Origin of the sequence: Stenotrophomonas sp. SbOxS2, assembly GCF_013416715.1 — a bacterium.
In the GTDB taxonomy this organism is placed as follows: domain Bacteria; phylum Pseudomonadota; class Gammaproteobacteria; order Xanthomonadales; family Xanthomonadaceae; genus Stenotrophomonas; species Stenotrophomonas lactitubi.
Window position 1 is genome coordinate 780,654 of the sequence record NZ_JAAVXD010000007.1, and the last position, 25,778, is coordinate 806,431.

The 25,778-nt window shown below is 67.5% G+C and carries 24 protein-coding genes; 12 read left to right on the forward strand and 12 right to left on the reverse strand.

Annotated elements, in window-relative coordinates; all coding sequences use genetic code 11:
- Positions 1–5: 5 nt before the first annotated feature.
- From HFK18_RS18170 to HFK18_RS18185, 4 genes are all read left to right on the forward strand, one after another.
- The gene (locus tag HFK18_RS18170) at positions 6–890 is read left to right on the forward strand and encodes a tetratricopeptide repeat protein (RefSeq protein WP_180167324.1); all 885 of its coding nucleotides are present in this window, start codon (positions 6–8) and stop codon (positions 888–890) included.
- A complete protein-coding gene (locus tag HFK18_RS18175; RefSeq protein WP_180167325.1) occupies positions 887–1,342 on the forward strand; it encodes a DUF3613 domain-containing protein in 456 nt (151 codons plus the stop codon). The genes HFK18_RS18170 and HFK18_RS18175 overlap by 4 nt, the downstream gene beginning before the upstream one ends.
- 8 nt (positions 1,343–1,350) lie before the next feature.
- Positions 1,351–3,501, forward strand: a complete 2,151-nt coding sequence (locus HFK18_RS18180; protein WP_180167326.1) for a TadG family pilus assembly protein — start codon at positions 1,351–1,353, stop codon at positions 3,499–3,501.
- 100 nt (positions 3,502–3,601) lie between these two features.
- The gene (locus tag HFK18_RS18185) at positions 3,602–4,306 is read left to right on the forward strand and encodes a DUF2968 domain-containing protein (RefSeq protein ID WP_180167327.1); all 705 of its coding nucleotides are present in this window, start codon (positions 3,602–3,604) and stop codon (positions 4,304–4,306) included.
- 56 nt (positions 4,307–4,362) lie between these two features.
- Here HFK18_RS18185 and HFK18_RS18190 read toward each other — a convergent pair whose 3' ends face one another.
- Positions 4,363–4,752, reverse strand: a complete 390-nt coding sequence (locus HFK18_RS18190; RefSeq protein ID WP_180167328.1) for a hypothetical protein — start codon at positions 4,750–4,752, stop codon at positions 4,363–4,365.
- A 192-nt stretch (positions 4,753–4,944) separates the two neighbouring features.
- On the opposite strand from HFK18_RS18190, the gene HFK18_RS18195 reads away from it, so the two are divergent.
- Positions 4,945–5,769, forward strand: a complete 825-nt coding sequence (locus HFK18_RS18195) for an alpha/beta hydrolase (RefSeq protein ID WP_180167329.1) — start codon at positions 4,945–4,947, stop codon at positions 5,767–5,769.
- A 123-nt stretch (positions 5,770–5,892) separates the two neighbouring features.
- On the opposite strand, the gene HFK18_RS18200 is transcribed toward HFK18_RS18195, so the two are convergent.
- From HFK18_RS18200 to HFK18_RS18230, 7 genes are all read right to left on the reverse strand, one after another.
- Positions 5,893–7,539, reverse strand: a complete 1,647-nt coding sequence (locus HFK18_RS18200; protein ID WP_180167330.1) for an MFS transporter — start codon at positions 7,537–7,539, stop codon at positions 5,893–5,895.
- Complete coding sequence (locus HFK18_RS18205; RefSeq protein WP_180167331.1) at positions 7,533–8,816, reverse strand: alginate export family protein; 1,284 nt, start codon at positions 8,814–8,816, stop codon at positions 7,533–7,535. Before HFK18_RS18205 ends, HFK18_RS18200 begins: the two co-directional genes overlap by 7 nt.
- Positions 8,795–10,642 carry an amidohydrolase gene (locus tag HFK18_RS18210; protein ID WP_180167470.1) on the reverse strand — a complete coding sequence of 616 codons (1,848 nt, stop codon included), beginning with the start codon at positions 10,640–10,642 and terminating at the stop codon, positions 8,795–8,797. Before HFK18_RS18210 ends, HFK18_RS18205 begins: the two co-directional genes overlap by 22 nt.
- A gap of 119 nt (positions 10,643–10,761) precedes the next feature.
- The gene (locus HFK18_RS18215) at positions 10,762–11,187 is read right to left on the reverse strand and encodes a DoxX family membrane protein (RefSeq protein ID WP_180167332.1); all 426 of its coding nucleotides are present in this window, start codon (positions 11,185–11,187) and stop codon (positions 10,762–10,764) included.
- Between the two features lie 2 nt (positions 11,188–11,189).
- Complete coding sequence (locus HFK18_RS18220) at positions 11,190–11,846, reverse strand: hydrolase (RefSeq protein WP_180167333.1); 657 nt, start codon at positions 11,844–11,846, stop codon at positions 11,190–11,192.
- Positions 11,843–12,223, reverse strand: coding sequence for an AraC family transcriptional regulator (locus tag HFK18_RS18225; RefSeq protein ID WP_240196406.1), 381 nt, complete (start codon positions 12,221–12,223; stop codon positions 11,843–11,845). Before HFK18_RS18225 ends, HFK18_RS18220 begins: the two co-directional genes overlap by 4 nt.
- 114 nt (positions 12,224–12,337) lie before the next feature.
- Entirely contained in the window at positions 12,338–12,670 is a 333-nt protein-coding gene (locus HFK18_RS18230; RefSeq protein WP_099818750.1) for a hypothetical protein, read from the reverse strand.
- A 96-nt stretch (positions 12,671–12,766) separates the two neighbouring features.
- Between HFK18_RS18230 and HFK18_RS18235 the strand changes: the two genes are divergently transcribed.
- Complete coding sequence (locus HFK18_RS18235; RefSeq protein WP_180167335.1) at positions 12,767–15,799, forward strand: sensor histidine kinase; 3,033 nt, start codon at positions 12,767–12,769, stop codon at positions 15,797–15,799.
- Positions 15,792–16,445: a response regulator transcription factor gene (locus HFK18_RS18240; protein ID WP_180167336.1), complete on the forward strand. Its 654-nt coding sequence runs from the start codon at positions 15,792–15,794 to the stop codon at positions 16,443–16,445. The genes HFK18_RS18235 and HFK18_RS18240 overlap by 8 nt, the downstream gene beginning before the upstream one ends.
- Before the next feature lie 550 nt (positions 16,446–16,995).
- Here the strand turns inward: HFK18_RS18240 and HFK18_RS18245 are convergent.
- The gene (locus HFK18_RS18245) at positions 16,996–18,192 is read right to left on the reverse strand and encodes an MFS transporter (protein WP_180167337.1); all 1,197 of its coding nucleotides are present in this window, start codon (positions 18,190–18,192) and stop codon (positions 16,996–16,998) included.
- Between the two features lie 93 nt (positions 18,193–18,285).
- Between HFK18_RS18245 and HFK18_RS18250 the strand changes: the two genes are divergently transcribed.
- Positions 18,286–19,215 (forward strand): LysR family transcriptional regulator, encoded by a 930-nt coding sequence (locus tag HFK18_RS18250; protein WP_100552775.1) that lies wholly within the window; start codon positions 18,286–18,288, stop codon positions 19,213–19,215.
- Positions 19,216–19,247: 32 nt separating this feature from the next.
- On the opposite strand, the gene HFK18_RS18255 is transcribed toward HFK18_RS18250, so the two are convergent.
- Entirely contained in the window at positions 19,248–20,696 is a 1,449-nt protein-coding gene (locus HFK18_RS18255; RefSeq protein ID WP_180167338.1) for an amidohydrolase family protein, read from the reverse strand.
- Between the two features lie 49 nt (positions 20,697–20,745).
- Positions 20,746–21,447: an ankyrin repeat domain-containing protein gene (locus HFK18_RS18260; RefSeq protein ID WP_180167339.1), complete on the reverse strand. Its 702-nt coding sequence runs from the start codon at positions 21,445–21,447 to the stop codon at positions 20,746–20,748.
- A gap of 94 nt (positions 21,448–21,541) precedes the next feature.
- Between HFK18_RS18260 and HFK18_RS18265 the strand changes: the two genes are divergently transcribed.
- From HFK18_RS18265 to HFK18_RS18275, 3 genes are all read left to right on the forward strand, one after another.
- Entirely contained in the window at positions 21,542–22,423 is an 882-nt protein-coding gene (locus tag HFK18_RS18265; protein WP_180167340.1) for a LysR substrate-binding domain-containing protein, read from the forward strand.
- Positions 22,424–22,584: 161 nt separating this feature from the next.
- Positions 22,585–23,058 (forward strand): DUF3806 domain-containing protein, encoded by a 474-nt coding sequence (locus HFK18_RS18270; RefSeq protein ID WP_180167341.1) that lies wholly within the window; start codon positions 22,585–22,587, stop codon positions 23,056–23,058.
- Between the two features lie 175 nt (positions 23,059–23,233).
- Positions 23,234–23,671: a DUF3806 domain-containing protein gene (locus HFK18_RS18275; protein ID WP_099821536.1), complete on the forward strand. Its 438-nt coding sequence runs from the start codon at positions 23,234–23,236 to the stop codon at positions 23,669–23,671.
- Positions 23,672–23,787: 116 nt separating this feature from the next.
- Here the strand turns inward: HFK18_RS18275 and HFK18_RS18280 are convergent, their stop codons facing one another.
- Positions 23,788–24,948, reverse strand: a complete 1,161-nt coding sequence (locus HFK18_RS18280) for an amidohydrolase family protein (RefSeq protein ID WP_180167342.1) — start codon at positions 24,946–24,948, stop codon at positions 23,788–23,790.
- Between the two features lie 184 nt (positions 24,949–25,132).
- On the opposite strand from HFK18_RS18280, the gene HFK18_RS18285 reads away from it, so the two are divergent.
- A complete protein-coding gene (locus HFK18_RS18285) occupies positions 25,133–25,774 on the forward strand; it encodes a hypothetical protein (RefSeq protein ID WP_180167343.1) in 642 nt (213 codons plus the stop codon).
- Positions 25,775–25,778: the final 4 nt, after the last annotated feature.

Sequence of the window (25,778 nt, forward strand, 5' to 3'; positions counted from 1 at the left end):
CCTTCATGCCTGTCCTGCGCCCCGCCTGCCTGTTGATTGCCTTGGTTGCCGCCGCTGCCGGCTGCAGCTCCACCACGCCGAAGTACCTGCGTGCGCCGAGCCTGGCCGAGCCGACGCCGGCCCCGCAGGACAGCCGCAACGCCTATCTGGAGCTGATCCAGCGCATGCAGCAGCAGGGCGCCTGGTACGCCTCGCTGGCGCACGTGGATGCCTTCCGCCAGCGCTACGGCGATACCCCGGCACTGCGCCTGCTGCAGGCCGACGCACTACGCCAGACCGGCCAGATCGATGCGGCGCTGGCGTTGTACCGCGAACTCGGCAATGGCCCACAGGCCGCGGCCGCCGCGCATGGCATCGGCCTGATCGCCGCCCTCCGTGATGATGACGACGGCGGCGAGCAGGCACTCGCACGTGCCACCCAGCTGAATCCCCTGAACACCGATTACCTGGGCGACCTCGGCTATGCACGGCTGCGCGCCGGTCGCTTCGAACAGGCGCGCGAGCCGCTGGCCAAGGCGCTGGAGCTGTCACCGGGCAACGCCAAGGCCACCGCCAATCTCGCCCTGTGGGCGCTGCTGCGTGGCGACACGGCCACCGTCGAACGACTGGCCCAACAGGCCAGCTTCAGCGAGGAGACGCGCCGCAGCGTCGAGCAGCAGGCACAGCAGATCCGCGCGCGGCTGCAGCAACGGCAGGCAGCCGCCACTGCTGCAGCGGCGGCTGCGACGCGACCGGTTGCTTCGGTAACCGCCAGCGCACCCGCCGCAGGCCCGCGCCTGGCCGCCGAACCCCGCCGCGATGGCCGGGACCAACGCGACCCGTCACGACTGCCGCCCTCGATGCTGGAACGCTTCGGCACCACCGACCATCCCAACGGGAACACGCCATGACCTCGACGCCGCTGATTCGCTGCCTGCTGCCGATGCTTGCCGGCTTGTCTTTCGCTGCGGTTGTGCAGGCGCAGACGCCGCAGCAACCTTTGACCGGGCAGATGCTGGGCGGTGCTGCGCCCGCGTCGACCGCCGCCCCTCTGCACAGCGAGCCGTTGGCCACCGTGGACGTATCGCCGGAACAGGCTCCGCCGCCTCCGCCAGTCCCTGCAGCCAAGCCTGATTTCGGCGGCACGCAGCTGCGGCCCAATACCTCACAGATCGGCGACACCACACGCAGCCTGTTCCGCCTGCAGGCCTCCGGCGAGGTAGCCGGTGCCCGCCTGCCGATCCTCGGCGACCAGGCCACATCCAGCTACGCGCGTTACCTGAAGAGCTTCCAGTACGACATCCCGCAATTCTTCGAAACCGACGTCGCCAAGTCCGCAGGATCCTCCCGATCCGGACGCTGAGGTCTGCCATGAACCGAGCACGCCATATCAGCTTCAGTCGCCCGCGCGGCGGCATGTCGGTCACCATGATGCTGGTGATGATCGCGTTGCTGGCAATGCTCGGCCTGATCGAGATCGGCTTCCTGTTCTGGGCCAAGCGTGATGCACAGAAGGTAGTCGATCTTGCCGCGTTGGCAGGCGCACAACGGCTCGACCTGTGCAACGCCAGCAACGCCGACAACAGTGCGGCCCGGCAGAGCGCACTCTCGCAGAACCGCTTCCGCGGCCAGGTGCAGATCCAGTGCGGCAACTGGAATGCCACCCGCGGAACGGCTGACCACTTCAGCCCGAGCGTGGACGCCAGCAATCCACGCAACGCGGTACGCGTCGTTGCCGAACGCGGCGTGCTGCCTTTCTTCGGCCAGAACCGCACGTTGCCCACCCTGCGCGTGCAAGCGGTGGCCAAGCGCTCGGAACCCACCGCGGTGTTCGCAGTGGGCTCGCAGCTGCTGCGCACCAATGGCAACTCCCCCTTGATGGCGACGCTTCGCCTGGTCGGCCTGGACGTCACCAACGCGACGGTCTTGTCCTACGACGGCTTGGCGCAGGCCACCATCACCCCGTCGGGGCTGCTGGCTGCACTGGGCATCCCGGTCACCGCTGACCTCAGCGTGGCCGACTTCAACCGGCTGCTGTCGATCAACCGCATTTCGCTGGCGCAGCTGGTCAATGCCACCGCCACGGTAGTCGGCCGCGAGACCGCCGTCGGCGTACAGCTGCAGGCGCTGTCCAACCTGGTCGGCACCCGCCTGGACATCAACCAGCTCAATATTCTGCTGGGCAGCCAGAACGGCGGCGGCGGTCTGTTCGCGCAGGTGATCTCACCGGACGGCACCATCGGCAGCGCGCTGGAATCGCAGGTCAATGTGCTGGATCTTGTCACCGCCGCGATCTCCATTGCCAACGATGGCAATGGCGTGCAGGTGCAGGGCTTGAACCTGCTGGGCATCGACGTCAAGGCCGGCGTGGTGGAGCCACCGTCGATCGCCATCGGCGGTGTCGGCGCACGCGCGTACAACGCGCAGGTGCGGCTGATGGTGGACGTCGACAGCGACCGCCTGTTCGCGATCGGTCCGCTGTTGAACCTGCTGGGTACCCGCCTGCATCTGCCACTGCACGTGGATGTGGCCAATGCGATGGGAACATTGACCAGCATCCAGTGCGGGGCGACGCCACCGACGGCCACCGTCCAGGTCGATTCCTCGGTGCTCCGTGCCTGCGTCGGCAAGGTCAACGCAGCTGATCGTTTCTCCAAAAGCAACGTCTGTGACGCGACACTGCAGAACGAGCAGCTGTTGAAGCTGCTGGGGCAGCCCTTGATCAACGACAAGATCACCCTGCCGGCACTGACCAGCACGCAGAGCTTGACCCTGGCCGCCGGCCAGACCGGCTCGACCCGGATCAACCCATTGGCCGTCGGCACCGCCGTGTCCGATCTGGTCAACGAACTGCTGCGCGTGCTGTCAGGCATGCTCAGTTCGCCCAAGCAGGGCATGAACGCCAATGACACCGCCAAGGCATTGGCCGACCGTTACCTGCAGGCCGCCTTCCCCAGCGGCGGGCGCTACAACGTGGACCAGGTGATTCCGTTGCTGCGCGATGGCGATCCGTCGCGCAACCTCGCACCGCTGGGCAACTGGACAGTCACCAAAGGCGTACCCAAGCCCTGCCTGATTGGCCTGGGCACCTGCTGGGAAGATGGTTCAGTCTGGGCCGGTTACCGCGCCACTGTGACCGGCCAGGGCCTGGGCCTGCTCGACGGCCTGCTCGGCTCGCTGGTCGGTGGACTGCTGATCAACCGCTGCGACAGCCTGCTGGGCAACCTGATCGACTACAACGGCTGCGTGCGCACCAACCTGGCGTCCTACATCCAGACCGCGCCGGCCGGATTCCTAGATGGACAGAACGGCGGCGGGGTAACCACCCCGGGCAACAACGTGACCTGCAGCGGCCTGCTGTGCGCGCTGCTGAATCCGGTGCTGGCCGCACTCAAGCCGGTGCTCAACAGCGTCGGCACCCTGCTGACCAATACCCTGGCCAGCCTGCTCGGGCTGGAACTGGGCCGCACCGATGTCAGCATGCAGTCGATCCAGTGCAGCTCGGCGCAGCTGGTCTTCTGACCCGCGCGGGCGCGGGTTGGCGGCGCCCGTGCCCATGCTAGACTCGCGGCGGGGAACCACTTTCAACTCAACCCACACTACATCCGTGGATGGTCTAGACATGCGAGAAACTTCAGGGGGCACCGTCTTCGCCCGGTATCCGCGCGGCGCAGCTCTGCTGGCCGTGGCCATGATCGTGGTGGCGCCGTCGGCGCTGGCCGCACGTGGCGATCGCACTGCCACCACCGAGCCGGCCAAGGCCGCACCGGTGGTACGCAACACCGTCGACGAACTCAAGCAGTTGATGGATGCGCAGCAGCTCACCGAGCTGCGTACCACCTACAACGGCAACTACGGCGCCAGCCTGCTGTTCAACGCCAATACCCTGACCTACTACGTGGCCCTGTTCCAGGAGAAGAACTTCTGGCGGGTGATCAAGACCGATGCCGTCGACAACGCCGAGCGTGTCTACCGCACCTTTGCGCAGCAGTCCGAACAGCTGGCGCAGGTCTACATCGACACCACCCGGCTGGAAGCCGGCAAGCGCTACACCGAGCGCCTGGTGGCCTACAACGAAGAACGCCTGCGCACCCTGCAGCAGGAAATGGAGCAGCAGCAGGCGCAGTCGGCGCAGGTCAGCGCAGCGCTGCAGCAGGCCCAGCAGCAGGCGGTCAGCCTGAGCACCGACGTGCAGAGCACCAACAGCCAGCTCGATGCGCTGCAGCGCCGGATCCAGATCCTGCAGGCCGAACAGGGCAACCCGGAACTGAGCCTGCCCAAGCCGGATGCAGCCGCGGCGCCGGCCGCCGCCAGCGACGGACGCTGAGGCTTACCTGGCCTGTAGACCAGAACGGCACCTTCGGGTGCCGTTTTTCGTTGTGATCAACGACAGGCCTCGCGCACCGCGTCATCCAGCTGCCTGCGCTGCAGGTAATCGAGCCTGCGCGGCTTGGCCAGCGTTCTTACCTGCTGCTGGCGCGCCCGATCGCAGGCTTGCGGGTCGGCCGTGATCGATATCAGCGCGCCCTGCGCGCGCCCGCGCCGTGGCGTCCGCGTGGTTGCGCTGCGGGCAGGCGGCACGGCCGAAGGTAACGGCCCGCGCGCCTTCGACTCGACACTGGGCACCTCCCAGCGCCACTCTGCCCGCCCCTGGCAGGGCGTCTGCTGGTAGACCGGATGCTCACCATCGGTGCATTTGTAGACGTTGGTCTGCGCCGCCGCGACAGCCGCCAACAGCAGTCCAGGCAACACACCCCATCTCGGCATCTTCATGACTGGCCCTCGCGCGTCCGATGGCCATGGTTGCCATCAGTACAGGCCTGCCGCCAGAGCGAGTCGCGTCAGCGCAACGAACCCGTCAATCCGCCACAGCCGTGCAATGCACACCGCGCATCGTGCGCTGTACTGCCGCAGGCGTCGGCGAACCCGCAGGCGTCTTACCTCCCTTCCGCCAAGGAACCTGCAATGAGCAATTTCGTGACCGTCAATGATGGCGCCCGCATCTTCTACAAGGACTGGGGCACCGGCCAGCCTGTCGTATTCGCCCATGGCTGGCCGTTGTCGTCCGACGCCTGGGACCCGCAGATGCTGTTCATGGGCCAGAACGGCTACCGCGTGATCGCCCACGATCGCCGCAGCCATGGCCGCTCCAGCCAGACCTGGGACGGCAACAACATGGACACCTACGCCGACGACCTCGCTGCCGTTCTGGATGCGCTGGACGTGAAGGACGCGATCCTGGTCGGCCATTCCACCGGCGGTGGCGAAGTGGCCCACTACATCGGCCGCCATGGCAGCGCGCGCGTGGCCAAGGTGGTGCTGGTCGGCGCCGTGCCGCCGTTGATGCTGAAGACCGCCAGCAATCCGGCCGGCACCCCGTTGGACGTGTTCGACGGCATCCGCAAGGGCACCGGCGGCGACCGTTCGCAGTTCTTCAAGGACCTGGCCACGCCGTTCTTCGGCGCCAACCGTGATGGCAACAGCGTCACCGAAGGCATGCGTGATTCGTTCTGGCTGCAGGGCATGCTGGGTGGCGTGAAGGGCCAGTACGACTGCATCCACGAGTTCTCGGAAGTGGACTACACCGAAGACCTGAAGAAGATCGACGTGCCGGCCCTGATCGTACACGGCAATGACGACCAGATCGTGCCGTTCGACGCCTCGGCCAAGCTGTCCTCGCAGATCATCAAGGACGCCGAACTGAAGGTATATGCGGGTGCGCCGCACGGCCTCACCCTCACCCATGCCGACCAGTTCAACGCCGACCTGCTGGCGTTCGCACGCAGATGAGGTATCGCGGCGGCGCTCCGGCGCCGCCGCGCCTGCGGTCGTGCCTGCCGCTGGCCGGCAACCGCATCAACTCCGCTCGAAACCGCGTTCAGCCGGCCAGCGGCCGGCCCTACCACGGGGCCATCAGATGTCGCTGTGGTGATGTGGCGCCGCCGCCGGCAGCGGATCATGGCCGCCGACGAAATGACGCACTACCGGGGCACGCTCACCGCGGTGCAGCGCGCGCAGCGCCTCCTGGATCGCCTTGTCGTCGGCAGTGATGCGCTCATGCTGGCGCAGGTGCTCCAACCACGACGCCGCCACGAAATATTCCAGATGGATGCCCGGGGTCGCCACATCCTCGACCACGCCCCAGACCACGGCGCCATCGCGCCGACGGATCGTCCCCAGCGTGCGCATCTGCGCCTGGAACGCGGCACGGTCGGCGGCATCGATGCGATATTCGATGGTCACCAGCACCGGCCCGCGATCATTGGACACCGGTACCGACAGCTCCGGCGCTGGCCAGTGGCCGGCCGGGCTCAGGTTCAGATCTTCGGCACCGGCTATGCGCACGCGCCATACCAGCAGGCCGCCGATGACCGCGCCTGCGGCGGCCACCAGCAATGCCAGTTCCGGCGATGTGCGCTGCGCCAGCGCGCCCCAGCTCAGGCCACCGGCCGCCATGCCGGCCGAGAACACCATGATGTACAGGGCAAGCGCCCGTGCTCTCACCCAGGCCGGCACCGCGGTCTGTGCAGCGATCTGCAACGAAGACAGTACGGTGATCCAGGCGAAGCCATTGACCAGCATCACCAGCGGCAACACGTACCAGCTGCGGGTCAGGGCCAGGCCGGCCAGGCTTGCAGCCAGCGACAAGGTGGCCAGCAGCACCAGCAGGTCACGGTCGAGCTTCGCCCGCAGCTTCGGCAGCAGCAGTGCGCCGCCCACCGCACCGATGCCGATGCAGCCCAGCAGCACGCCATACTGTCCTGCCCCACCGTGCATCTGTCCGCGCACCACCACCGGCAGCATCGCGTTCATCGCTGCGGCAAAGAAGAAGAAACCAGCCGATTTGATCAGTACTGCCTGCAGCCGCCCAGCACGGCTGGCATAGCGCAGGCCTGCCTTCAGGCCAGCACCGAACCCTTCGGGAGGCAGGCTGGACGCCTTCGGATCGCGCTTCCAGCCCCACACTACGAACAGCATTGCCGCAAAGGTGATGGCATTGAACCCGAAGGCCCATACCGCACCCAGCTGGGCCACGATCACGCCGCCGATGGCTGGACCGATCGAACGGGCGATGTTGATGCCGATGGAATTGAGTGCCACTGCCGAGGCCAGCATCGGCTGCGGCACCAGCTCGGAGACGATCGCGGCCTGTGCCGGCATCGCCATCGCCGCGCCGCAGCCCATGCAGAAGGTCAGCAGCACCAGCAGTTGTGGCGTCAGCAGGTCCATCGCCGTAAGCATCGCCGTCACCGCCGCCACCAGCAGCATCCAGCCCTGGGTGAACAGCAGGTACTTGCGGCGATCGACAATGTCGGCCAGGGTGCCGGCCGCCAGCGCCAGCAGCACGATCGGCACGGTGGTGGCCGACTGCACCAGTGCCACCATCAACGCCGAACCGGTGCGTTCGGCCATCACCCAGGCGGCGGCGACGTCGTTGACCCAGGTACCGATGTTGCTGGCCAGGATCGCCAGCCAGATCGAACGGAACATGCGGATCTTCAGCGGCGACCAAGCGCCATCGGCCGGTGGGGAGTGTTGTGACGCGGATGCGTTCACCATTGCCATGCTCCAACGATTGAGGCGAACAGCGTGTCCTGGCCACCGGCCTGCTTCAGTGCAGGGCCCGCGTCGACCCAGGCCAGCTGCAGCTGCCATTGCCAGCGGTCATTGACCTGCCAGCGGGTTTCGGATTTGTACTGGGTGCCGATGCGGCGTGCGCCACCGGCACTGCCGGGCAGCGCAGCCAACGGTGCCGGCGTGGTGTAGACCGCATCGGCGCGCCGCTGCTTCCAGGCCAGCTGTACACCCAGCTCGGTGGTCACCGCGTCATGCAGGCGCAGCGCCAGTGTCGGTTGCAGATCCATCAGGTTGGCCGGTGCCAACAGGCTGGCTTCGCTGAAATAGGCGGACTTGGGAAACAGCGCATTGAACGTACCCAGCCGACCATCCTGTGCATCTGCATCGCCGCTGGCGATATCGGCCTTCAGGCCCAGGCGCGGTTGCAGCGGCAGCCCTGCCCAGCGCCAGCCGGTATCGGTGGCCAAGGTCCATGCGCGTATGTCCAGATCGCCGGTCACGGCCCGCAGCTCACCGCCCTGCACCACCAGTTCGGTATTCCAGTCCAGCGCACCGGACTGGCCGAACCAGCGCGCGCCCAGGGTCTGCCGGCGCTCGGTACCGCTGCCTGCGGCGAAGCGCGCGCCCTCGCGACGATAGTCCAGCAGGTACAGGTCCCATTGACTACCCCCTGCGCCCCTCGCCGTCGTCGCATACACGCCGATCAGGTGTGCACCGCGCTCACCGCGGTCATCGAACGCGCCCACGCGGTTCTCCACTGGGCGCAGCGCCATCAGGTCCAGCGCGCCCCGCCGGCCCTGCCAACCTACCCGTGCACCATCAAACGCCAGGCGGATGTTCGGTCCATCGCGCACCGACAGCAGGCGCGAGCTGCCATAGCCCGCTTCCTGCCGGCCCAGCTGCACGTGCATGCCAGCGCCAGTCCAGCGCCAGTACACCTGCTGTACGTCCAACGCACCGCGATCGGTACGCCCTGGACCGCCGGCCTTGCCGCGCTCGGCATGTGCACCCAGCTGCAGCTTCGCCTGCCAGTCATCGCGGGCGAAGGTGGCCGACGCCAGCGCACGCAGCAGGCCGTAGCCATCCTCGCCGCCACCAACGCCGAACCGGGTCGGGTCGTAGTACATGCCACGCAGGCGCAGCGATGCATCCCATTGCCACTGGCCATCGCCAACCACGGTACAGGCGCCACCGTCGCAGGCCAGTGCCAACGACGGCAATGCCAGTGATGCCAGGGTCAGAACGCGAAGCACGAACATCCCATCGCGCCCCAGAACGCGGTCAGGTCATCGGTTGGCGCGGCATGGCGGGCCGCATGTCCGTGCGCACCATGGGTGCTGCAGGCTGCGCCGTGATGGTGATGATGGGCCGCCGCCAAGCCGGTAGCGGCGCCGCCGACGTGGTAGCCACCGAACCGGTTCACCGGCGACCAGTCCGGCATCGCTGGAGGCAGCTGCGGCGCCAATCCGGCGTAGTCGCCGTCGCCATGCACGATGCGGCCACCCACCACGGTCAACAAGCTGGTGATGTCGGCGATCTGCGGCTCATCGACACGGAAGAAGTCCGCCGACAACAGGATGAAGTCGGCCAGCTGGCCCGCCTTCAGCGTGCCCTTCACCGCTTCGTCGCCGGAGAACCAGGCACTACCCTGCGTCCACAGGCGCAAAGCCTGCTCACGTTCCAGCAGGTTTTCATCGCCGTACAGGGCCAGGCCACCGACGGTGCGCCCGGTCACCAGCCACGACAGCGCCACCCAGGGGTTGTAGCTGGCCACGCGCGTGGCGTCGGTACCGGCGCCGACCGGCACGCCCTCGGCCAGCATCCGCTTCACCGGTGGCGTGTGCCGCGCCGCCTGCACGCCATAGCGCTGCACGAAGGCCTCGCCCTGGTAGGCCATGCGGTGCTGCACGGCGATGCCGCCGTTCAATGCACGGATACGTTCGATGTTGCGCGGGGTGATGGTCTCGGCGTGGTCGATGAACCAGTGCAGGCCATCGAACGGCACCTCGCGGTTGACCTGCTCATAGACGTCGAGGATGCGGCTGATGCTCTCGTCGTAGGTCGCGTGGATGCGGAACGGCCAACGCTTCTCCACCAGCAGCTTGACCACGTCGTGCAGTTCCGGCTCCAGCTCCGGCGGCAGTTCCGGGCGCGGCTCGTTGAACAGTTCGAAATCGGCTGCCGAGAACACCAGCATCTCGCCGGCACCGTTGTGGCGCAGCAGGTCATCGCCCTGGCGCGGCTGCAGCATCTCGCTCCAGCCGCGGAAATCGCTGACCTCGCTGCCCTTGTTCTGGGTGAACAGGTTGTAGGCGATGCGCACGGTCAGCTGCTGGTCGCGGTGCAGCTGCTCGATGACCTGGTAGTCCTCGGGGTAGTTCTGGAAGCCACCGCCGGCGTCGATCACCGAGGTGATGCCCAGGCGGTTCAACTCGCGCATGAAATGGCGGGTGGAATTGGCCTGGTATTCGATGGGCAGCTTCGGCCCCTTGGCCAGGGTCGCATACAGGATCAGCGCGTTCGGCTTGGCCAGCAGCAGGCCGGTCGGGTTGCCCAACGAATCGCGCACGATCTGCCCACCGGGCGGATCTGGCGTTTCCTTGGTATAGCCGCAGGCACGCAGCGCGGCGCGGTTGAGCAGCGCGCGGTCATACAGGTGCAGCAGGAACACCGGCGTATCCGGGGCGATGTCGTTCAGTTCCTGCAGGGTCGGCAGGCGCTTCTCGGTGAACTGGGTGGCGGTGAATCCCCCTACCACGCGCACCCACTGCGGTGCTGGCGTGCGGTCAACCTGCGCCTTCAGCATGGCCATCGCATCGGCCAGCGAGCGCAGGCCGTCCCAGCGCAGCTCCAGGTTGTAGTTCAAGCCACCACGGATCAGATGGGTGTGGCTGTCATTGAGGCCCGGCACCAGGCGCCGTCCCTGCGCATCGATGAGGGTGGCTTCGCTGCCCCAATCGCGCATGATCTGTTCATCGCTGCCGACAGCGACGATACGACCTTCCTGCACGGCCAATGCCTGCGCATGCGGTTGCTGCGGATCGAGGGTGGTGATGCGTGCGTTGCGGATGACCAGCGTGCTCATGCGGCGCTCCTTGGAAGGGGATTCGATGGCCGCGGCGGTGCCGCCAGCCAGTCCCAGCGCCAGCGCGGCACCGGTGGCCAATACCACGTTGCGGCGGCCAGGATCGAGAGGGTCGTTGCTCATGCGATGTCTCCAGAAAGAACCAGGCCATCCACCGCCCATGCACCGGGCCCGGCAAGGGCGATGGCCAGCAATGCCAGCGTCCACAACAACGGATACTCGGCACCGCCGCGCATCCAGAACCATCCTTTGGGCAGTGCCAGCAGTGCGGTGAAGGCGATGAACGCGGCAGCCACGAGCGCGGCGATCCGGGCCTGCCAGCCCAGCATCACCGCGGTGCCGGCCACCACCTGCAGCAGCGCAAGAAGCAATGGCAACGGGGCCGCTGCAGGCAGGCCGAAGCCACGCAGTTCGCCGGCAAAGCCCGCCAAGCCAGGCCCGTTGAACCAGCCGAACAGTTTCCCCAGCGCGTGCGGCAGCAGGAATCCTCCCGCCGCCACCCGCAGGATCAGCAAGGCCAGGTCGAGGCCATGGCCGTCGCGCACGCTCAGTGCCCGCCTTCCTGGGCGCCGAACATGGTCTTGGCGTACTGGATGCCGACGCCATAGCCGCCCGCATGGTCGCGGGCGATGCCGGTGGTCAGGTCGTAGGTTTCACCGCGCGCCCAGTCGCGCTGCAGTTCCAGCAGGTACTGCACGCTGGTGATCGGCACCGCACCGGCCTGCACCATGCGGGTGATCGCGCGTTCGTGCGCCTCTTCGCTCACATCGCCGCAGGCATCGGTGATCACATAGACCTCGAACCCCTGCTCCAGCGCCGACAGCGTCGGTCCGACGATGCAGACGCTGGTCCACAGCCCGGCCAGCACCAGCCGACGCTTGCCGATACGGTTCACCTCATCGATCACCGGCTGGTCTTCCCAGGTGTTCATCGAGGTGCGATCGAACACCGTCTGGCCCGGGAAGATCGCCGGCAGCTCCGGGAACATCGGGCCGGAGAACGACTTCTCGGCCACCGTGGTCAGCAGCACCGGCACGTTGAAGCCCTTCGCGCCCTTGCTGATCAACGACACGTTGTTGCGCAGTGCGGAGATGTCGATGGTGTGGGTGGCGAACGCCATCTGCGACTGGTAGTCGATCAGGATCAGGGCGTGGTCGGTGGGTGACAGCAGTGCCTTGGCGGGGGTGGCGGTGGCGAGGCTCATGGGTGGACTCCAGTGGAAGAAACAACAAGGGGACGTGCGAGCGCCGCATCGCCGGCCAGATACTGGCCGGGACTGCAGCCGGTCTCGGCGCGGAAGCTGCGGACGAAATGGCTCTGGTCGAAAAAGCCCAGATGCTGGGCCAGGCAGGTCATCGACTGCCCATGGGTCGGCAGCAGCTGCCGCGCGCGTTCAATGCGCCGTCGACGCACGTAACGCAGCGGGCTGGCACCGGTGCCACTGCGGAACAGGCGCACCAGATGGAAACGGCTGACGCAGGCGACCTCGGCCAGCTCGGTGACCCGCAGCGGCTGCGACAGGTGCTCATCGATGTAGCGCAGCGCACGCTGCAGGGCGGCCGACTGCTGGGGCGCCAGCATGGGCGTGGGCTGGGCGGGCGAAAGGACGGTAGCCATGCTCGGGCGCGCAGCGGGGGTGGCCCATGGTGCGGCGCCGCCCGTCGGCGCCCTACCCCCAACGGTCGAGGTCAACACTCACCCGATCGGGGGAGGCGGCCGTCGCAGGCGTCGCCGGCCGAACAGCCGCGCGTCCAGCGAATAGGCGCCCGGCCCCAGCAGCAACAGTGCCAGCGGCAGCAGCGACCATGGCAACGCCGCGCCCTGCCAGTAGAGCCCCGGCACCGCCAGCGCAACCGCCAGCGGCGTCAGCAGGCCGGGCAACAGCAAACCCGTTGCCGCCAGGCACAGCCACCACGACCCACCTGCAGCGGTACCTGGCAGCAACAGCGCGCTGGCGACGCACATTCTCAGCCACAGCAATCCCAGGCCCGGGCCGCGATCGGGAAACATCACATACAAGCGCTGCATCGCCGGGCTCCATCTTCCATGTCGGCGTGATAGCCGACCCGGCTGCATCACGCCTACCCCATTCGGGTCACCTGCGCCTGCCCCGCACCTGCCAGAATGAGCACCATGCGTGGCCACATCATCCCTCTCCCGCGTCGCCTGCCGGCGCTGCTGTCGTGCCTGCTGTTGTGGATCGCCCTGCCCGTGCTCGCCGCGCAGCATCCGGTGATCAGCGACGGCATGCCCGGCTACCAGCACACCGCGTGGCGGGTGGGCCAAGGGGCGCCCGGCGATATCTGGGACATCGCCCAGGATCGTGAGGGCATGCTGTGGCTGGCGACCGGCTCGGGCCTGTACCGCTTCGACGGTCGCCGTTTCGAGCGCCAGGCGGCACCTGCGGGCGCCCGCTTCCCCTCCACCAACATGGTCACGCTCGGCCTGGACGGCGAGGGCGACGGCCTGTGGATCGGCTATTTCCAGGCCGGCATCAGCCAGTTCTCGCCGCAGCGGCTGCGCAGTTTCGGGCGCGCACAGGGCGTGCCGGTGGGCGTGGTGCCGCGCTTCGCGCATGACCGCAATGGACGCCTGTGGGCGGCAGTCAACGGTGGCCTGCGCTGGTTCGACGGGCAACGCTGGCAGGCTCCGTCTGCCGATGAAGGCGTGCCACAACGTCGTGTGCAATGGCTGCTGCAGGACAGCCACGGCACCTTCTGGGTGCTGGCCGACCTGCACATCTGGAAGCGCCCGGCGGGAAAGACCGCATTTGAGAACACCGGCATCGCGGTCTCGCAGATGGCGTCCCTGGTGGAAAGCCCGCAGGGCGAGATCTGGCTGGCCGACCGCATCCGCGGCACCTCACCACTGGCCAACGCGCACGGGCTGCTGCCCCCCAGCGAGCGTGAAGCGCGGCGCATGCCGGGCCTGGTCGCCTCGCGGCTGCAGTTCACTGCCGATGGCGCACTGTGGGCCACGCTGAGCCCGCACGGTGGCGTCGCCCGCGTCACCTTCGAAGGTCAGCGTGCCGTGCGCATCGAGCGCTTCGACACGCCACAGGGCCTCACCGCGACCTCGGCGGTGCCGGTCATCGCTGACCGCGAAGGCAACCTGTGGGTCGGCACCAACCTCGGCCTCAACCGCTTCCGCGCCCGCAGCGTGCAGACGCTGGCCGTCGGCCCCAGCGATCCCTACCGCTCGCTGGTACGCGGCAGCGATGGCCGCGTGTACGGCTATGGCGAAGACCTCAAGCTGTTCGACCTGCAGCGCCCGCTGCTGGCCGGTAGCGCGGTGCAATTGCAGGCCGCCGCGCAGCGGGCGCCCACGCCGGTCTGGCAGTTCGACTGGATCAACCTCGCACGCACGGTCGGCGGCCACACCACGCGCATTCCACTGCCCGCACCGTTCACCGGCCAGCCCCTGCATGCCCTGCTGTTTGCCGACGATGACCAGGCCTGGGTCTGCGCCGGTGAGCAGGCGGTGCTGCAGTACGCGGATGACCGCTGGCGACGCGAGACGCGGCTGCCCGAACAGGCGTGCTCGTCGCTGGCGCGTGCCAGCAACGGCGCGCTGTTGCTTGGTTATTCCGACGGCACGCTGCGCCGCCTCGATAACGGATCGATCGCCACGTTCGGCGCAGCACAGGGGCTGTCGGTCGGCCCGATAACCGCGCTGCTGCAGCATGACGATCTGCTGCTGGTTGCCGGTGAGGCGGGTCTGGCCGCGCGCGTCGGCAACGGCCGGTTCCTGCCCGTGCGCACCAACACCACCGGTATCCTCGAAGGCATTACCGGCATGGTCGCCGATGCGCAGGGACGGCTCTGGCTCAACGGCAGCCGCGGCCTGGTGCGGCTAGAAGTCGCTACCCTGCGCAGCGCACTGCGCGACGGCCAGCCAGTCGCCCCGCGCCTGTTCGATGCCGTCGATGGCATGCCCGGCATTGCTCTGCAGAGCGGCCCCATCCCGACCGCCGTGCTGGCCGCCGACGGCCTGCTGTGGCTGGCCACCAACCAGGGCCTGGCGTGGTTGGACACGTTGCAGCCGCACATCAACACCATGGCGCCCGGGGTACGCATCGGCGACGTGCTGTATGGCACCACCCAGACGCCGTTGCAGGAGGGATTGCGCCTGCCGGCCGGCACCTCCCAGCTGCAGATCGACTATGTCGCGCTGTCGCTGGCGCGGCCCGAGCGCAACCGCTACCGCTACCGCCTGTCCGGCGTGGACGACGGCTGGCAGGACGCCGGTGGCAGCACGCGCGCGTACTACACCAATCTGGCACCGGGTCATTACCGCTTCGAGGTGGAAGCCGCCAACGAGGACGGCATCTGGAGCCGAGCGCCAGCCATCCGCAACTTCCGGATCGCACCCACGTTCCTGCAGAGCGTCTGGTTCAAGTTGTTGTGCGTGGTGCTGGTGCTGGCCGTGCTGATGTTGGCCATCCGCATCCGCAGCGGTCAGCTCGCGATGCTGTTCCGCGCCCGCCTGCAGGAGCGCAATGGCGAGCGCGAACGCATCGCACGCGACCTGCACGACACCCTGCTGCAGGGCAGCCAAGGGCTCATCCTGCGGCTGCACGCCATCAGCCAGTCCGCGCAGACGCCTGAACCGGTGCGCACCCAGCTGGAGGCGGCGATGCAGTTGGCCGAGCAGAATCTTGCCGAAGGCCGGGAACGGGTCAACGCACTGCGTGACGGACCGTTCGCCGGTCGCGACCTCGCCTCGGCGCTGGCCGATGTGCACGCCGAATACGCCGGCCAAGGCACCAACCCGCTGCGCCTGACCGTGGAAGGCAGCCCCCCGCCCCTGCAGACCGATGCCGCCGAAGAAGTGTTCCTGATCGGACGCGAGGCCATCCGCAACGCGTTGCGGCATGCGCAGGCCAGTGCCATCGAAGTGGAGCTGTCCTACGGCACGCGCTGCTTCCTGCTGCACGTACGCGATGATGGTGTCGGTATTGCCGACGAGGATGCCGGCCGCGGTCACTGGGGCATGCAGGGCATGCGCGAGCGCGCACAGCGGCTGGGCGCGGAACTGCAGCTGTGGACCCGTCCGGGACTGGGCACCGAAGTGGCGCTGTCCGTGCCGGCCCGTCGCCTGTATCACCGCCGTCCATCGCGCTGGCGCTGGCCCTGGAGCAGACCCACCCATGACTGAATCCCTTCCTCCCATCGGCGTGCTGGTGGTCGATGACCATCCCCTGCTGCGCGATGGACTGGCGGCGCTGCTGAGCACGCACGCAGACCTGCGCCTGCTCGGCGAAGCCGCCGATGGCGAAGAGGCGCTGGCCCGCTACCAGCAGCTGCAACCGGATGTGGTGCTGATGGACCTGCAGATGCCACGCATGGACGGCGTGGAAGCGATCGTGCGGATCCGCGCACTTGATCCCCGCGCCCGCATCATCGTGCTGACGACCTACCGCGGTGATGTGCGTGCGGTGCGTGCATTGCAGGCTGGGGCCAGCGCCTATCTGCTGAAGGACACGCTGCGCCACGAACTGGTGGACACCATCCGCACCGTGGCCAGCGGCCGCCGCGCACCGATACCGGCAGAGGTGGCGGCCAGCATCGCCGCGCATGTCGTGGAAGACCGGCTGTCGCCGCGCGAAACCGAAGTACTGCGCCACGTGGCCGGCGGCCTGTCGAACAAGCGCATCGGCGAACGCATGCAGATTTCCGAGCAGACGGTGAAGGCGCACATGAAAAGCCTGATGGACAAGCTGGGCGTCGGCGACCGCACCCACGCGGTCACCCAGGCGCTGCGCCGCGGAATCATCAGCCTGGATGACACCGGTCAGGAGTGAAGGGGGTTCGGCCGGGCTGCGCCCGGCACCCGCCGAATCAACGTCAAAGTCAACGTCAACGTCAACGTCAAAAGCGGGCTACCTGGGGGATGGCGGGGTGGGTCCGGTTGCGGGGGACGCCGTAAACCCGTCCTTGGGGGCTTGGCCGCGGCATCCATGCCGCGGACACCCCCGCAACCGGACCCACCCCGCCTTCGACAGATCTCCGCGATCTGCCCGGATGACATGACCTGCTCTTGGCAGGTGTCGACCTTGGTCGACACGTAGATCCACGCCATGCGTGGATGCTCTTCGTTCAATTGTCGAATTATTCGATTTCGATGGAGATTCATCCGCGCATGGCGCGGATGTACCAGACACCGGGAAACTGTCGAAGGTGGGGCGGTGTCGGATTGCGGGGTGTCCGCGCCATGGATGGCGCGGCCAAGCCTACAAGGACGTACTTGCGGCGTCCCCGTAATCCGACACCGCCCCGCCCTCCCACGGAATCCAGCTTCTGCCGTTGCCGTTGTTTCGGCGGGTGCAGGGCGCAGCCCTGCCGAACACCCCCTCAACGCAGGCGGATCAGCAGGCTGCCACCAGCACAGATCGTCGCCAGCCACGCCACGCCCTGCCATCCCCACTGCGCCAACGCCAGGCTGCCCAATGCGCCGCCGCCTGCCATGCCGACGAACATACCGGTGAACAGCAACGCGTTGAGGCGACTGCGTGCCGGCGGCACCAGACCGTAGACCAGGGTCTGGTGCGCGACCAGCGCCGACTGGAAACCGAAATCGAACAGCAACGCGCTGACCACCAGCAACGGCAGCAGCGCGGCGGCCGGCAGCCATGACTCGGCCAGCAACAGGGCGAAGCCTGCCAGCGCGACGGCGATCGCCAACCGCGCTACCGCAGGGCTGCCCAAGCGATCGGCGAAGCGGCCCGCAACGGGCGCAGCCAATGCACCCGCAGCACCGGCAATGCCGAACGCACCCGCAGCAGCACTGCCCAGACCCAGCCGTGCGTGCAGCATCAGCGCCAGCGTCGACCAGAACGCGCTGAAGCCCACCGCCAGCAGCGACTGGCTGGCCACGGCGCGGCGCAACTGAGGCTGCTCGCGCCAGAGCGCCAGCAACGAGCCCAACAGCGCGGGGTAGCGCAGCGTGCTGGTCGCGGCGAAGTGCGGCAGTGCCCGTGCCATCACCGCGCCCATCGCCAGCACCGAGAGCGCCGCCAGGCCGAACTGCACGCGCCAGCCCCAGGCTTCGGCCACCACGCCGCTGACCACGCGCGACAGCAGGATGCCCAGCAGCAGGCCGGTCATTACCCTGCCCACCACCTGCCCACGCTGCGCATCCGGCGCCAGCACCGCAGCGGCCGGCACGATGTCCTGCGCCAGCGTGGCCATCAGCCCCACCAGCAGGCTGGCAACAAGCAGCCCAGGCAACTGGCCAGCCAAGGCCGCCGCGCCCAGCGCCAACGCCAGCAGCCCCGACTTCAGCAGGATCAGGTTGCGCCGGTCGAAGCGGTCGCCCAGCGGAGCCAGCAGCAGGATGCCCAGCGCATAGCCCAGCTGGGTCAGGGTCGGCACCAGGCCCACGGCGCGCTCACCGGCCCCCAGATCCTGGGCGATCAGGCCCAGCATCGGCTGGCTGTAGTAGAGCGAGGCCACCGAGAAGCCCGCGCCGGCGGCCATGGCCAGCACCAATGATGGGGTGGGCGCAGCGCTGGGCGCAGCGGTGATGGTTGAGAGCGAGGGAGTGGACATGGGGGCATCCGGGAGAGAAGTGGGGCGTAGAGTGCCTATATTCGCTGCACGTCTGTAGTAGGCTCACTTACATACTTGCCATACGTCACGCGCATGAACGACCTTGCCTTGGGTGGTGACCGCCTGGACCTGCTGCGCACTTTCCTGCGTATCGTGGACAGCGGCAGCCTTTCTGCTGCTGCCCTGCAACTGGGTACCACCCAGCCCACCGTCAGCCGTCGGCTTCAAGCCCTGGAGCGGCAACTGGGTCTGCGCCTGCTGCAACGGTCCACCCACGGCCTGCTGCTGACCGAGGACGGCCAGCGCTGCCAACGTCATGCGCAGCGGGTGGTGGACGAATGGGAAGCGCTGCAGGCCGAGCTGCACGGCCAGGCCCAGATGCTCAGCGGTCGCCTGCGGGTGATGGTGCCGCACGCATTCGGCCAGGCGCAGCTGCTGCCGACCATGCTCGATTTCCTGGCCCAGCATCCACAGTTGAGCCTGGAGTGGATCCTTGAGGACCGCCGTCCGGACTTCATCGCCGAAGGCATCGACTGCGCGGTGCGGGTCGGCACGGTCGACGAACCGCGCATGGTCGCCCTGCCGCTGGCCGAAGTACCGCGCATCGTGGTGGCCGCACCCTCGCTGGCCGACGCGGGTTCGATCACCACGCCCGAACAGGCGCAGGCATTGCCGTGGATCTCGCTGGTCACCTACTACCGCGAACGTCTGTTGCTGCACGATGCGCAAGGCCGCGCACACACGCTGTCGATCACGCCACGCCTGCTCAGCGACAACCTGTTCGTGGTGCAACAGGCCGCACGTGCTGGATTGGGCGCGGCGGTGGTTTCGGCCTGGCTGGTGGCCGACGACTTGGCCGAAGGGCGATTGGTGCAGCTGCTGCCGGACTGGCAGGCACCGCCGCTGCCGGTGCACCTGGTGTTCCCTGCTGCGCGACAGCAACCCCTGCGCCTGCGCGCCTTCATCGACGCGATGAAAGCCGCGCTGCCGCAGCTGCATGGCATGCGGCCGGCACCGCGCTAGGCGCTGCCGGCCACATCACCGCAGGCGTGGTTTTACTTCGCCGCAGCATTCCAACCAGCGACCTTGGCCTTGGTGTCGGCCAGCATCCTGTCCAACGCCGCGCGATCGTACACATCACCGCGCAGGATCACGCTGTCGATCTTTTCGGTGGCGGCGATGTCCTGCAACGGATTGGCGGTCAGCAGCACCAGATCGGCCGCCTTGCCCGTGGCGACACCGCCATAGCGCTGCATCTGGCCAAACCAGGCCGGGCCGGAGCGGGTCGCGGCCGACAGCGCCTGCGGTGCACTCAGACCTTCCTTCACGAACAGTTGCAGCTCCTGGTGCAGGCCGATACCCGGGTAGTTGAACGAATTTAGGAAGCCCGCATCGGTGCCGGCGATGATCGTCACCCCCGCTTCCTGCAGCAGCGGCAGCACTGCGGCCACCTGGTGGTACTGCGCATGGCGCGCCTCGATCTGCGCGGGCGTCGCCTTTGCAGCGCGCTCCACGCGCCAGGCGTACGTCGCGCGCAGGCCCGGGCCGATGTAGGCCAGATACGGATCGTTGGCGTGGTCGTCCTGGTCGAGGAAGTCGAGGATGCGACCACCGTTGAGCGTCGGCGTCACGAATACGCCGCGCTTGGCGAAATCACGATAGGCATGCAGCGCGGTTTCGCGATCGAAGCTGGCGTCGAGCCGGCGGTTGGCCTCGGCGCGGTCGATGCGCCCGGCGCCGAAATCGGCGGCGATCTGCGCTTCATCCTTGCTGCCCGCCTTGAAGGCATAGTCCAGATGTTCGATCGAGGCCAGGCCTGCATCCACTGCCTGTTCCACCGTCAACGCCATCGGAATATGGCCTGAGGCCTTGAAACCCGCCTTGCGCGCGGCGCTGGCCGAGTAAAGGAACAGTTCCGGGGTCAGCGTGCTGTCGGTGATCTTCACGAAATCGACCTTGTCGTGCTGCAGGCGTTCGATCGCTTTGTCCGCGTCGGCCTTGCTGCCCACCTCGATCGTGCCCTTCCAGACCGGCTTGATGCCTTCGATCTTCGCACCGGACGTCAGCAGGCGCGGACCGAACAGCGTGCCGTTGGCGATTTCGCCGCGCCATTGCAGCACCTGCTGCGGCAGATCCCCAGAGCAGTCACGGATCGTGGTGATGCCATGGGCGATGTACAGCGGCAGCAGCGCCTTGTTCTCTTCCACCAGCGCCGGGCCGCCGCCGAAATGCACGTGCATGTCCCACAGGCCGGGAATCAGGTACTTGCCCTTGGCATCGATCTGACGGCTGCTGCTCCACTGGCTGCGTACCTGCGCATCGGGGCCGACCGCGACGATGTCCTCGCCACGGATGACCACGCTCTGCCCGGGCACGCTGCGCGCGTGCTCGACATCGACCACCGTGGCGTTGCGGATCAGCAGATCGGCGCGCTCGGCGGCAGACGCCGACAGCGGTGCAACCGCCAGAAGGACGGCAAGGGACAACGGATGGGAACGGAACATGGAGAGCATCCTGGTGGGCACGGCAGCGTGCGGGTGGAAGGGGCGGGTGTCAGCGTGTCGCGCCGTGCTGGCGCAGCAGGGTGTCGATGTTGGTGTAGCCGCGTTGCCTGGCATGCGCCAGCGGCGTTACGCCGTCGCCATCGGCAAGCTCGGGGTTGGCACCGGCGTCCAGCAGCATTTGCACGATCTGCACGTGGCGCGGGCCGCCATCGCCAAGCAGGATCGCCTCCAGCAGCGCCGTCCAGTGCAGGCGATTGACATGGTCAACGGCGACGCCGGCGCGCAGCAGCGTACGCACGGTAGCGACGTGGCCGCGTTCGGCAGCGGGAATCAGCGCGGTACCGCCGTAACGGTTGGTGCTGTGCAGGTCTGCGCCGTGGGCGAGCGTCAGCGCCAGGATCTCATCCAGCCCGCGCGCGCCAGCGTACAGGTAGGGGCTGTCCTGCATCGCGTCCTTGGCATTGACATCGGCGCCAGCCTCGATCAGCTCGCGCGCCGCGTCCACGTTGTTGCCGTGGGTGGCCAGCAGCAGGGCCGTGCGACCCTGGCCGTCACGGGCTTCCAGATCGGCACCCGCGTCCAGTGACTCGCGCACGGCCTCGGCATCGCCGCGGCTGGCGGCCTCACGCAACTGCGCATCGGCATCGCTGCTGGAAGTCGCCGTGCACGCTGGAATCACCATGGCCAGCAGGCACAGCAACAGCATGCGAGCCACTGCCGAACGACGCTGCCGGGAGCGAGGGTGGTGCATCGTGACTCTCCTCATGCGCGATGGCGCCGGCCATTGCCGGCCCCTGCCCTGCATGGTAGAAGTCGGCACGGGTATCCAGAAGTGAAATGTTCAAATGCAAGACAGTGCCAAATCGAATAGAACAGTGTTCGAACTGGACCTGCTGCGGGCCTTGGTGATGGTCGCCGACTGTGGCAGCTTCACCACGGCGGCCACCCGCCTGCATTCGACCCAGTCCACGGTCAGCCAGAAGGTGAGGCGGCTGGAGGAACTGGCCGGTCATCGCCTGCTCGAGCGCGGCCACCGCGACGTGCACCCCACCGATGCCGGGCACACCCTGCTGGGTTACGCCCGACGGATGCTGGATCTGAACGAGGAGCTGGCACAGGCATTGGCCGGCGCCACCGTGGAGACCGCGGTGCGCATTGGCGTTCCTGAAGACTTCGTCAATGCGCAGACCACGCGCATGCTCGCCGCCTTCAGCCGCCGCCACCCGCAGGTCAAGCTGGAAATCAGCAGCGGCCTCAGCCGTGATCTTGCCCACGGCTTTGACCATGGCGAGCTGGACCTGGTGCTGGTCAAGCAGCGTCGCAACACCCGCCAGGCCGTGCATTGCCGGCGCGAACCGATGCACTGGATCGACAGCCTGCGCAGCAGCAGCCTGCAGCAGGACCCGCTGCCACTGGTCACCTTCCCGCCGCGCGGACTGTACCGCGACGAGATGATCCAGGCCGTCGAGGCGCTTGGCCTGCGCTGGCGCATCGCGTTCACCAGTTCCTCGCTGAGCGGCATCCAGGGCGCGGTAGCCGACGGCATCGGCATCAGCCTGCTGCCACGTCGCGCGGTCAACCGCGAACACCGCATCATCGATGGCGAGCGCGACCTGCCGGTGGTAGACAACTACGAGATCGGCCTGCTGCATCGCGCCGATGCCGATGATGCGGTGCGTGCGCTGGCCAGCGAACTGTGGCGCCAAGTGCAACGCGAACCGGAGTGACCACAGTAGATCCACGCCATGCGTGGATGGAAACGACCGTCCGGTATCCGAAAAGGCGCTGGAGCGCCAGCGGGTACACGCTTGTCGTAAAAGGCCCACTGGTGGCGGACCCAAAGACTGGGCGATAGGGTAGTGAACGTCTTCTCCGGATTGCCCCACCCATGACCAACAAGCACCAAGTTACTTTGACCCCTGCTCCGAAGGACGAAGCCGACATCCGGTTCGATCCGCTGCCGCCTGCACTCATCGCGCACATGCAGCAGCAGCGTGCACAGGTTGCTGCCCTCGTCGCATCTGCGTTCCCCACCGTGCCTGTTCAATGGCCGCTGCTGCCGAGCACGCTGCAACGCGTAGTCGATGCAGAACTGATCGATCACGATGATTGTGACGGTTGGGAAGCACTGGGCGTCGCATTCGGTGACTGTCTGGCACAGCGTGTACCGGAACTTGCCTGGACCCAGGTAACCGATACCTGGGGCGTCGACGCGGTTCTCCGCTATGGAGAGGCCAATAGCATTGTCAGCGCCGTCACCATGTTGATCAAGCGCGTCGAAGAAGGCGAGGCCATCGAGATCAACCATCTGCTTGAAGCCCTTGAGGAGCTCGTCATCCAGCAAGCGCTCAAGTCCAGCTAAGCCCATGAGCGGACAATTGAGCCGCGCAGAATGACGTATGCGGACCTTTATGCTGCACCTGCGGGAGCAATCAGAGTTCGCGCATTGATCATTGATATCTGATCAGACCTGCCGCGCTAAGGCACTACATCGCCCGCTACAGTGCACATTGTTTCCGTGCCTACAGCGCCCTGCCATGTCCGACGAAATCCCCACCCGCTTCGATCCCCTGCCCGCTGCGCTGCAAGCGCATCTGCAGCACCAGCGTTCACGGATCGCCGCTCGCGTGGCCGCCGAGTTTCCCACCCTGCCGGTGCAATGGCCACTGTCGGCCCCGACGCTGCAGCGCGTAGTCGATGCGGAGCTGATCGATCGTGACGACTGCGATGGTTGGGAGGCGCTGGGCGTGGCGTTCGGCGACACGCTGGCCCAGCGCGTGCCGGGCCTGGCCTGGATGCAGGTCACTGACGCCTGGGGCATCGACGCGGTGCTGCGCTATGCCGACAGCAGCCTGCAGATCGGAGTCAGCACGCTGCTGCTCAAACGCGTCGAGCAGGGCGAGACGATCGACATCGCCCATCTGCTGGCGTGGTTGGAGGAGTTCGTCGCCACCCGCGCCGACGATTACGCCTGAAAGGCTGCCGAGCATGGCTCGGCAATACAAGGGGTTGGCGCGGCGTGATGGGTAGATCCACGCCATGCGTGGATGAACGTGACCGCGTGACGGTTCCATCCACGCATGGAATGGATCTACAGCCAGCGACCGTCAACCACCACGCGACGCTCGCCCGGCACCCCGGCCACGGCCGCCGGGCCATGGTCGGCACGCACCGCCACGAAGGTAGCGGGAAGACCATCTGCAATCCCGTACTGCGGCAACCCGATCACCGCCGCCGCATGGGTGGTGACCATGTCCAGCGCCAGCATCAGGTCCGCATCGGTGTAGAAGCCGGAGCGGTAACCGAGCAGCATCGCCCGCTGCAGCAGGTCGCCATTGCCGTAGGGCCACCAGCAGTCACGGATGTTGTCGTTGCCCGCGAACACGCGCACACCTGCGTCGTGCAGGGCGCGCAGCGGCGGGAACGGATGGTCGCCCGGCGCGTTGCTCATGATCGCTACGCCTGCGGCAGCCAACGCCTCGCCGACCTGCAGCGCGCGTGCCAATGGAACCTCGCCCAGCGCATAGGCATGACTGACTGCCACCCTGCCCTGCAGGCCCGACGCGCGCGTGCGCGCCGCGATCCGCAGCAGCTGCGACAGCCCGGTCTCGCCCGGCTCGTGCAGGTGGATGTCCAAGCGTACGCCATAGCGCTCGGCCAGCCCGAACAACAACGCCAGCTGGCCTTCGGCATCCCCGTCCAGCGTGCTCGGGTCGATGCCCCCCAATACTTCCACCCCTGCGGCGATCGCCTGTTCCAGCACCGCCGCCGTACCCGGGCACGACATCACACCCGCCTGCGGGAACGCCACCAGCTGGATGCGCATGATGTCGGCACGGCGCAGCGCCGCCTCGCGCACCGCCTGCAGGTGGCGCAGGCCGGTGCTGCCATCGATATCGACATGGCAACGCATCGCCACCATGCCGAAGCCGCTGCACTGGCGGATCAGCGCCTCGGCACGGTCCGCCATCGGTGCAGCGGCGGCTATCGCGGTCTTTTCCACCGCCAGCCGCTCACGCAGGCTGTTCACCGGCTGGTGCGGATGCCAGCGGTCGCCGACGAAGCTCTTGTCCAGATGGATATGGCCGTCGACCAGTCCCGGCAGAACGGTAAAGCCGGTCAGGTCGACGGTCTGGGCTTTCTCTGTTGCCGTGTCGTCGCTGTTGATGCCGACAAAACGGCCATCACGGACGTGGAAATGCAGGGGGGTACCGTCGCGATCGACGCCACCATGAACGAACTGCAGGGTCATCTGGATCTCCCGGAAAGCCAACTCTGGGGTCATCCTGCCCGCCGCCGCTGCCATCGGCCAACGAAATATCTGCATGCCATGCATTCATCGGCACGATGAATCCCGTCCGCGACCCTGCGCCGCAGGGACGCCGGATGCACGCCTGAACGGGTAACATGGGCGCCTGTTTCCGCTGTGATGCCGCATGGGCCCGTCCGACCGCCACGATCGTCTTCGCCGCTGGCAGGCCGCGTCCCTGTTGGCCGCCGCCCCGATCGCCAGCCTGTCCGCCACCGATGCCAACGCCAGCGCGCCCCTGCAGGCGCCGCCAGGCCAGCAGCGGATCGCCTCGGCTGCGCTGGTCGAGGTGCTGCATCAGCGCGTGCTGGCCGGTCAGAGCGCCACCGCCACCCTGGAAAGCTGGTGTGCCGAGCACGGCCTGGCCGAGCAGGCCCGGGTCCGCGCCGTGCGCGTACATGGCCAGGACAAGCCTGCGCCGGCCGACGTGCTGCAGGCCTTGGGCGCCAATGCCTCCACGCCCCTGCGTTACCGCCGTGTGCAGCTGGCCTGCGGCAGCCGGGTGCTGTCGGAGGCCGACAACTGGTACCTGCCCGATCACCTCAGCGCGGCCATGAACCAGGTGCTCGACACCACCGACGAGCCATTTGGCCGTGTGGTCGGTCCGCTCGGCTTCCAGCGCCAGACCCTCACCGACCAGACGTTCTGGCCGCCACGCGGCGAAGGCGACCATGGCGTCATCCTGGAAGTGCGCGCCCTGCTCCGTGACCGCCAGCGGCAGCCTTTCAGCTACGTCATCGAGTCGTATCTGGTGCAGGCGCTGCCCTGATCCA

What these genes read in the sequence shown, in the direction of transcription:
- HFK18_RS18170 (WP_180167324.1), top strand. Translation starts at nt 6, where the DNA reads ATGCCTGTCCTGCGCCCCGCCTGCCTGTTGATTGCCTTGGTTGCCGCC.
- HFK18_RS18175 (WP_180167325.1), top strand. Translation starts at nt 887, where the DNA reads ATGACCTCGACGCCGCTGATTCGCTGCCTGCTGCCGATGCTTGCCGGC.
- HFK18_RS18180 (WP_180167326.1), top strand. Translation starts at nt 1,351, where the DNA reads ATGAACCGAGCACGCCATATCAGCTTCAGTCGCCCGCGCGGCGGCATG.
- HFK18_RS18185 (WP_180167327.1), top strand. Translation starts at nt 3,602, where the DNA reads ATGCGAGAAACTTCAGGGGGCACCGTCTTCGCCCGGTATCCGCGCGGC.
- HFK18_RS18190 (WP_180167328.1), bottom strand. Translation starts at nt 4,752, where the DNA reads ATGAAGATGCCGAGATGGGGTGTGTTGCCTGGACTGCTGTTGGCGGCT.
- HFK18_RS18195 (WP_180167329.1), top strand. Translation starts at nt 4,945, where the DNA reads ATGAGCAATTTCGTGACCGTCAATGATGGCGCCCGCATCTTCTACAAG.
- HFK18_RS18200 (WP_180167330.1), bottom strand. Translation starts at nt 7,539, where the DNA reads ATGGTGAACGCATCCGCGTCACAACACTCCCCACCGGCCGATGGCGCT.
- HFK18_RS18205 (WP_180167331.1), bottom strand. Translation starts at nt 8,816, where the DNA reads ATGTTCGTGCTTCGCGTTCTGACCCTGGCATCACTGGCATTGCCGTCG.
- HFK18_RS18210 (WP_180167470.1), bottom strand. Translation starts at nt 10,642, where the DNA reads ATGAGCACGCTGGTCATCCGCAACGCACGCATCACCACCCTCGATCCG.
- HFK18_RS18220 (WP_180167333.1), bottom strand. Translation starts at nt 11,846, where the DNA reads ATGAGCCTCGCCACCGCCACCCCCGCCAAGGCACTGCTGTCACCCACC.
- HFK18_RS18225 (WP_240196406.1), bottom strand. Translation starts at nt 12,223, where the DNA reads ATGCTGGCGCCCCAGCAGTCGGCCGCCCTGCAGCGTGCGCTGCGCTAC.
- HFK18_RS18230 (WP_099818750.1), bottom strand. Translation starts at nt 12,670, where the DNA reads ATGCAGCGCTTGTATGTGATGTTTCCCGATCGCGGCCCGGGCCTGGGA.
- HFK18_RS18235 (WP_180167335.1), top strand. Translation starts at nt 12,767, where the DNA reads ATGAGCACCATGCGTGGCCACATCATCCCTCTCCCGCGTCGCCTGCCG.
- HFK18_RS18240 (WP_180167336.1), top strand. Translation starts at nt 15,792, where the DNA reads ATGACTGAATCCCTTCCTCCCATCGGCGTGCTGGTGGTCGATGACCAT.
- HFK18_RS18245 (WP_180167337.1), bottom strand. Translation starts at nt 18,192, where the DNA reads ATGTCCACTCCCTCGCTCTCAACCATCACCGCTGCGCCCAGCGCTGCG.
- HFK18_RS18250 (WP_100552775.1), top strand. Translation starts at nt 18,286, where the DNA reads ATGAACGACCTTGCCTTGGGTGGTGACCGCCTGGACCTGCTGCGCACT.
- HFK18_RS18255 (WP_180167338.1), bottom strand. Translation starts at nt 20,696, where the DNA reads ATGTTCCGTTCCCATCCGTTGTCCCTTGCCGTCCTTCTGGCGGTTGCA.
- HFK18_RS18260 (WP_180167339.1), bottom strand. Translation starts at nt 21,447, where the DNA reads ATGCACCACCCTCGCTCCCGGCAGCGTCGTTCGGCAGTGGCTCGCATG.
- HFK18_RS18265 (WP_180167340.1), top strand. Translation starts at nt 21,542, where the DNA reads ATGCAAGACAGTGCCAAATCGAATAGAACAGTGTTCGAACTGGACCTG.
- HFK18_RS18270 (WP_180167341.1), top strand. Translation starts at nt 22,585, where the DNA reads ATGACCAACAAGCACCAAGTTACTTTGACCCCTGCTCCGAAGGACGAA.
- HFK18_RS18275 (WP_099821536.1), top strand. Translation starts at nt 23,234, where the DNA reads ATGTCCGACGAAATCCCCACCCGCTTCGATCCCCTGCCCGCTGCGCTG.
- HFK18_RS18280 (WP_180167342.1), bottom strand. Translation starts at nt 24,948, where the DNA reads ATGACCCTGCAGTTCGTTCATGGTGGCGTCGATCGCGACGGTACCCCC.
- HFK18_RS18285 (WP_180167343.1), top strand. Translation starts at nt 25,133, where the DNA reads ATGGGCCCGTCCGACCGCCACGATCGTCTTCGCCGCTGGCAGGCCGCG.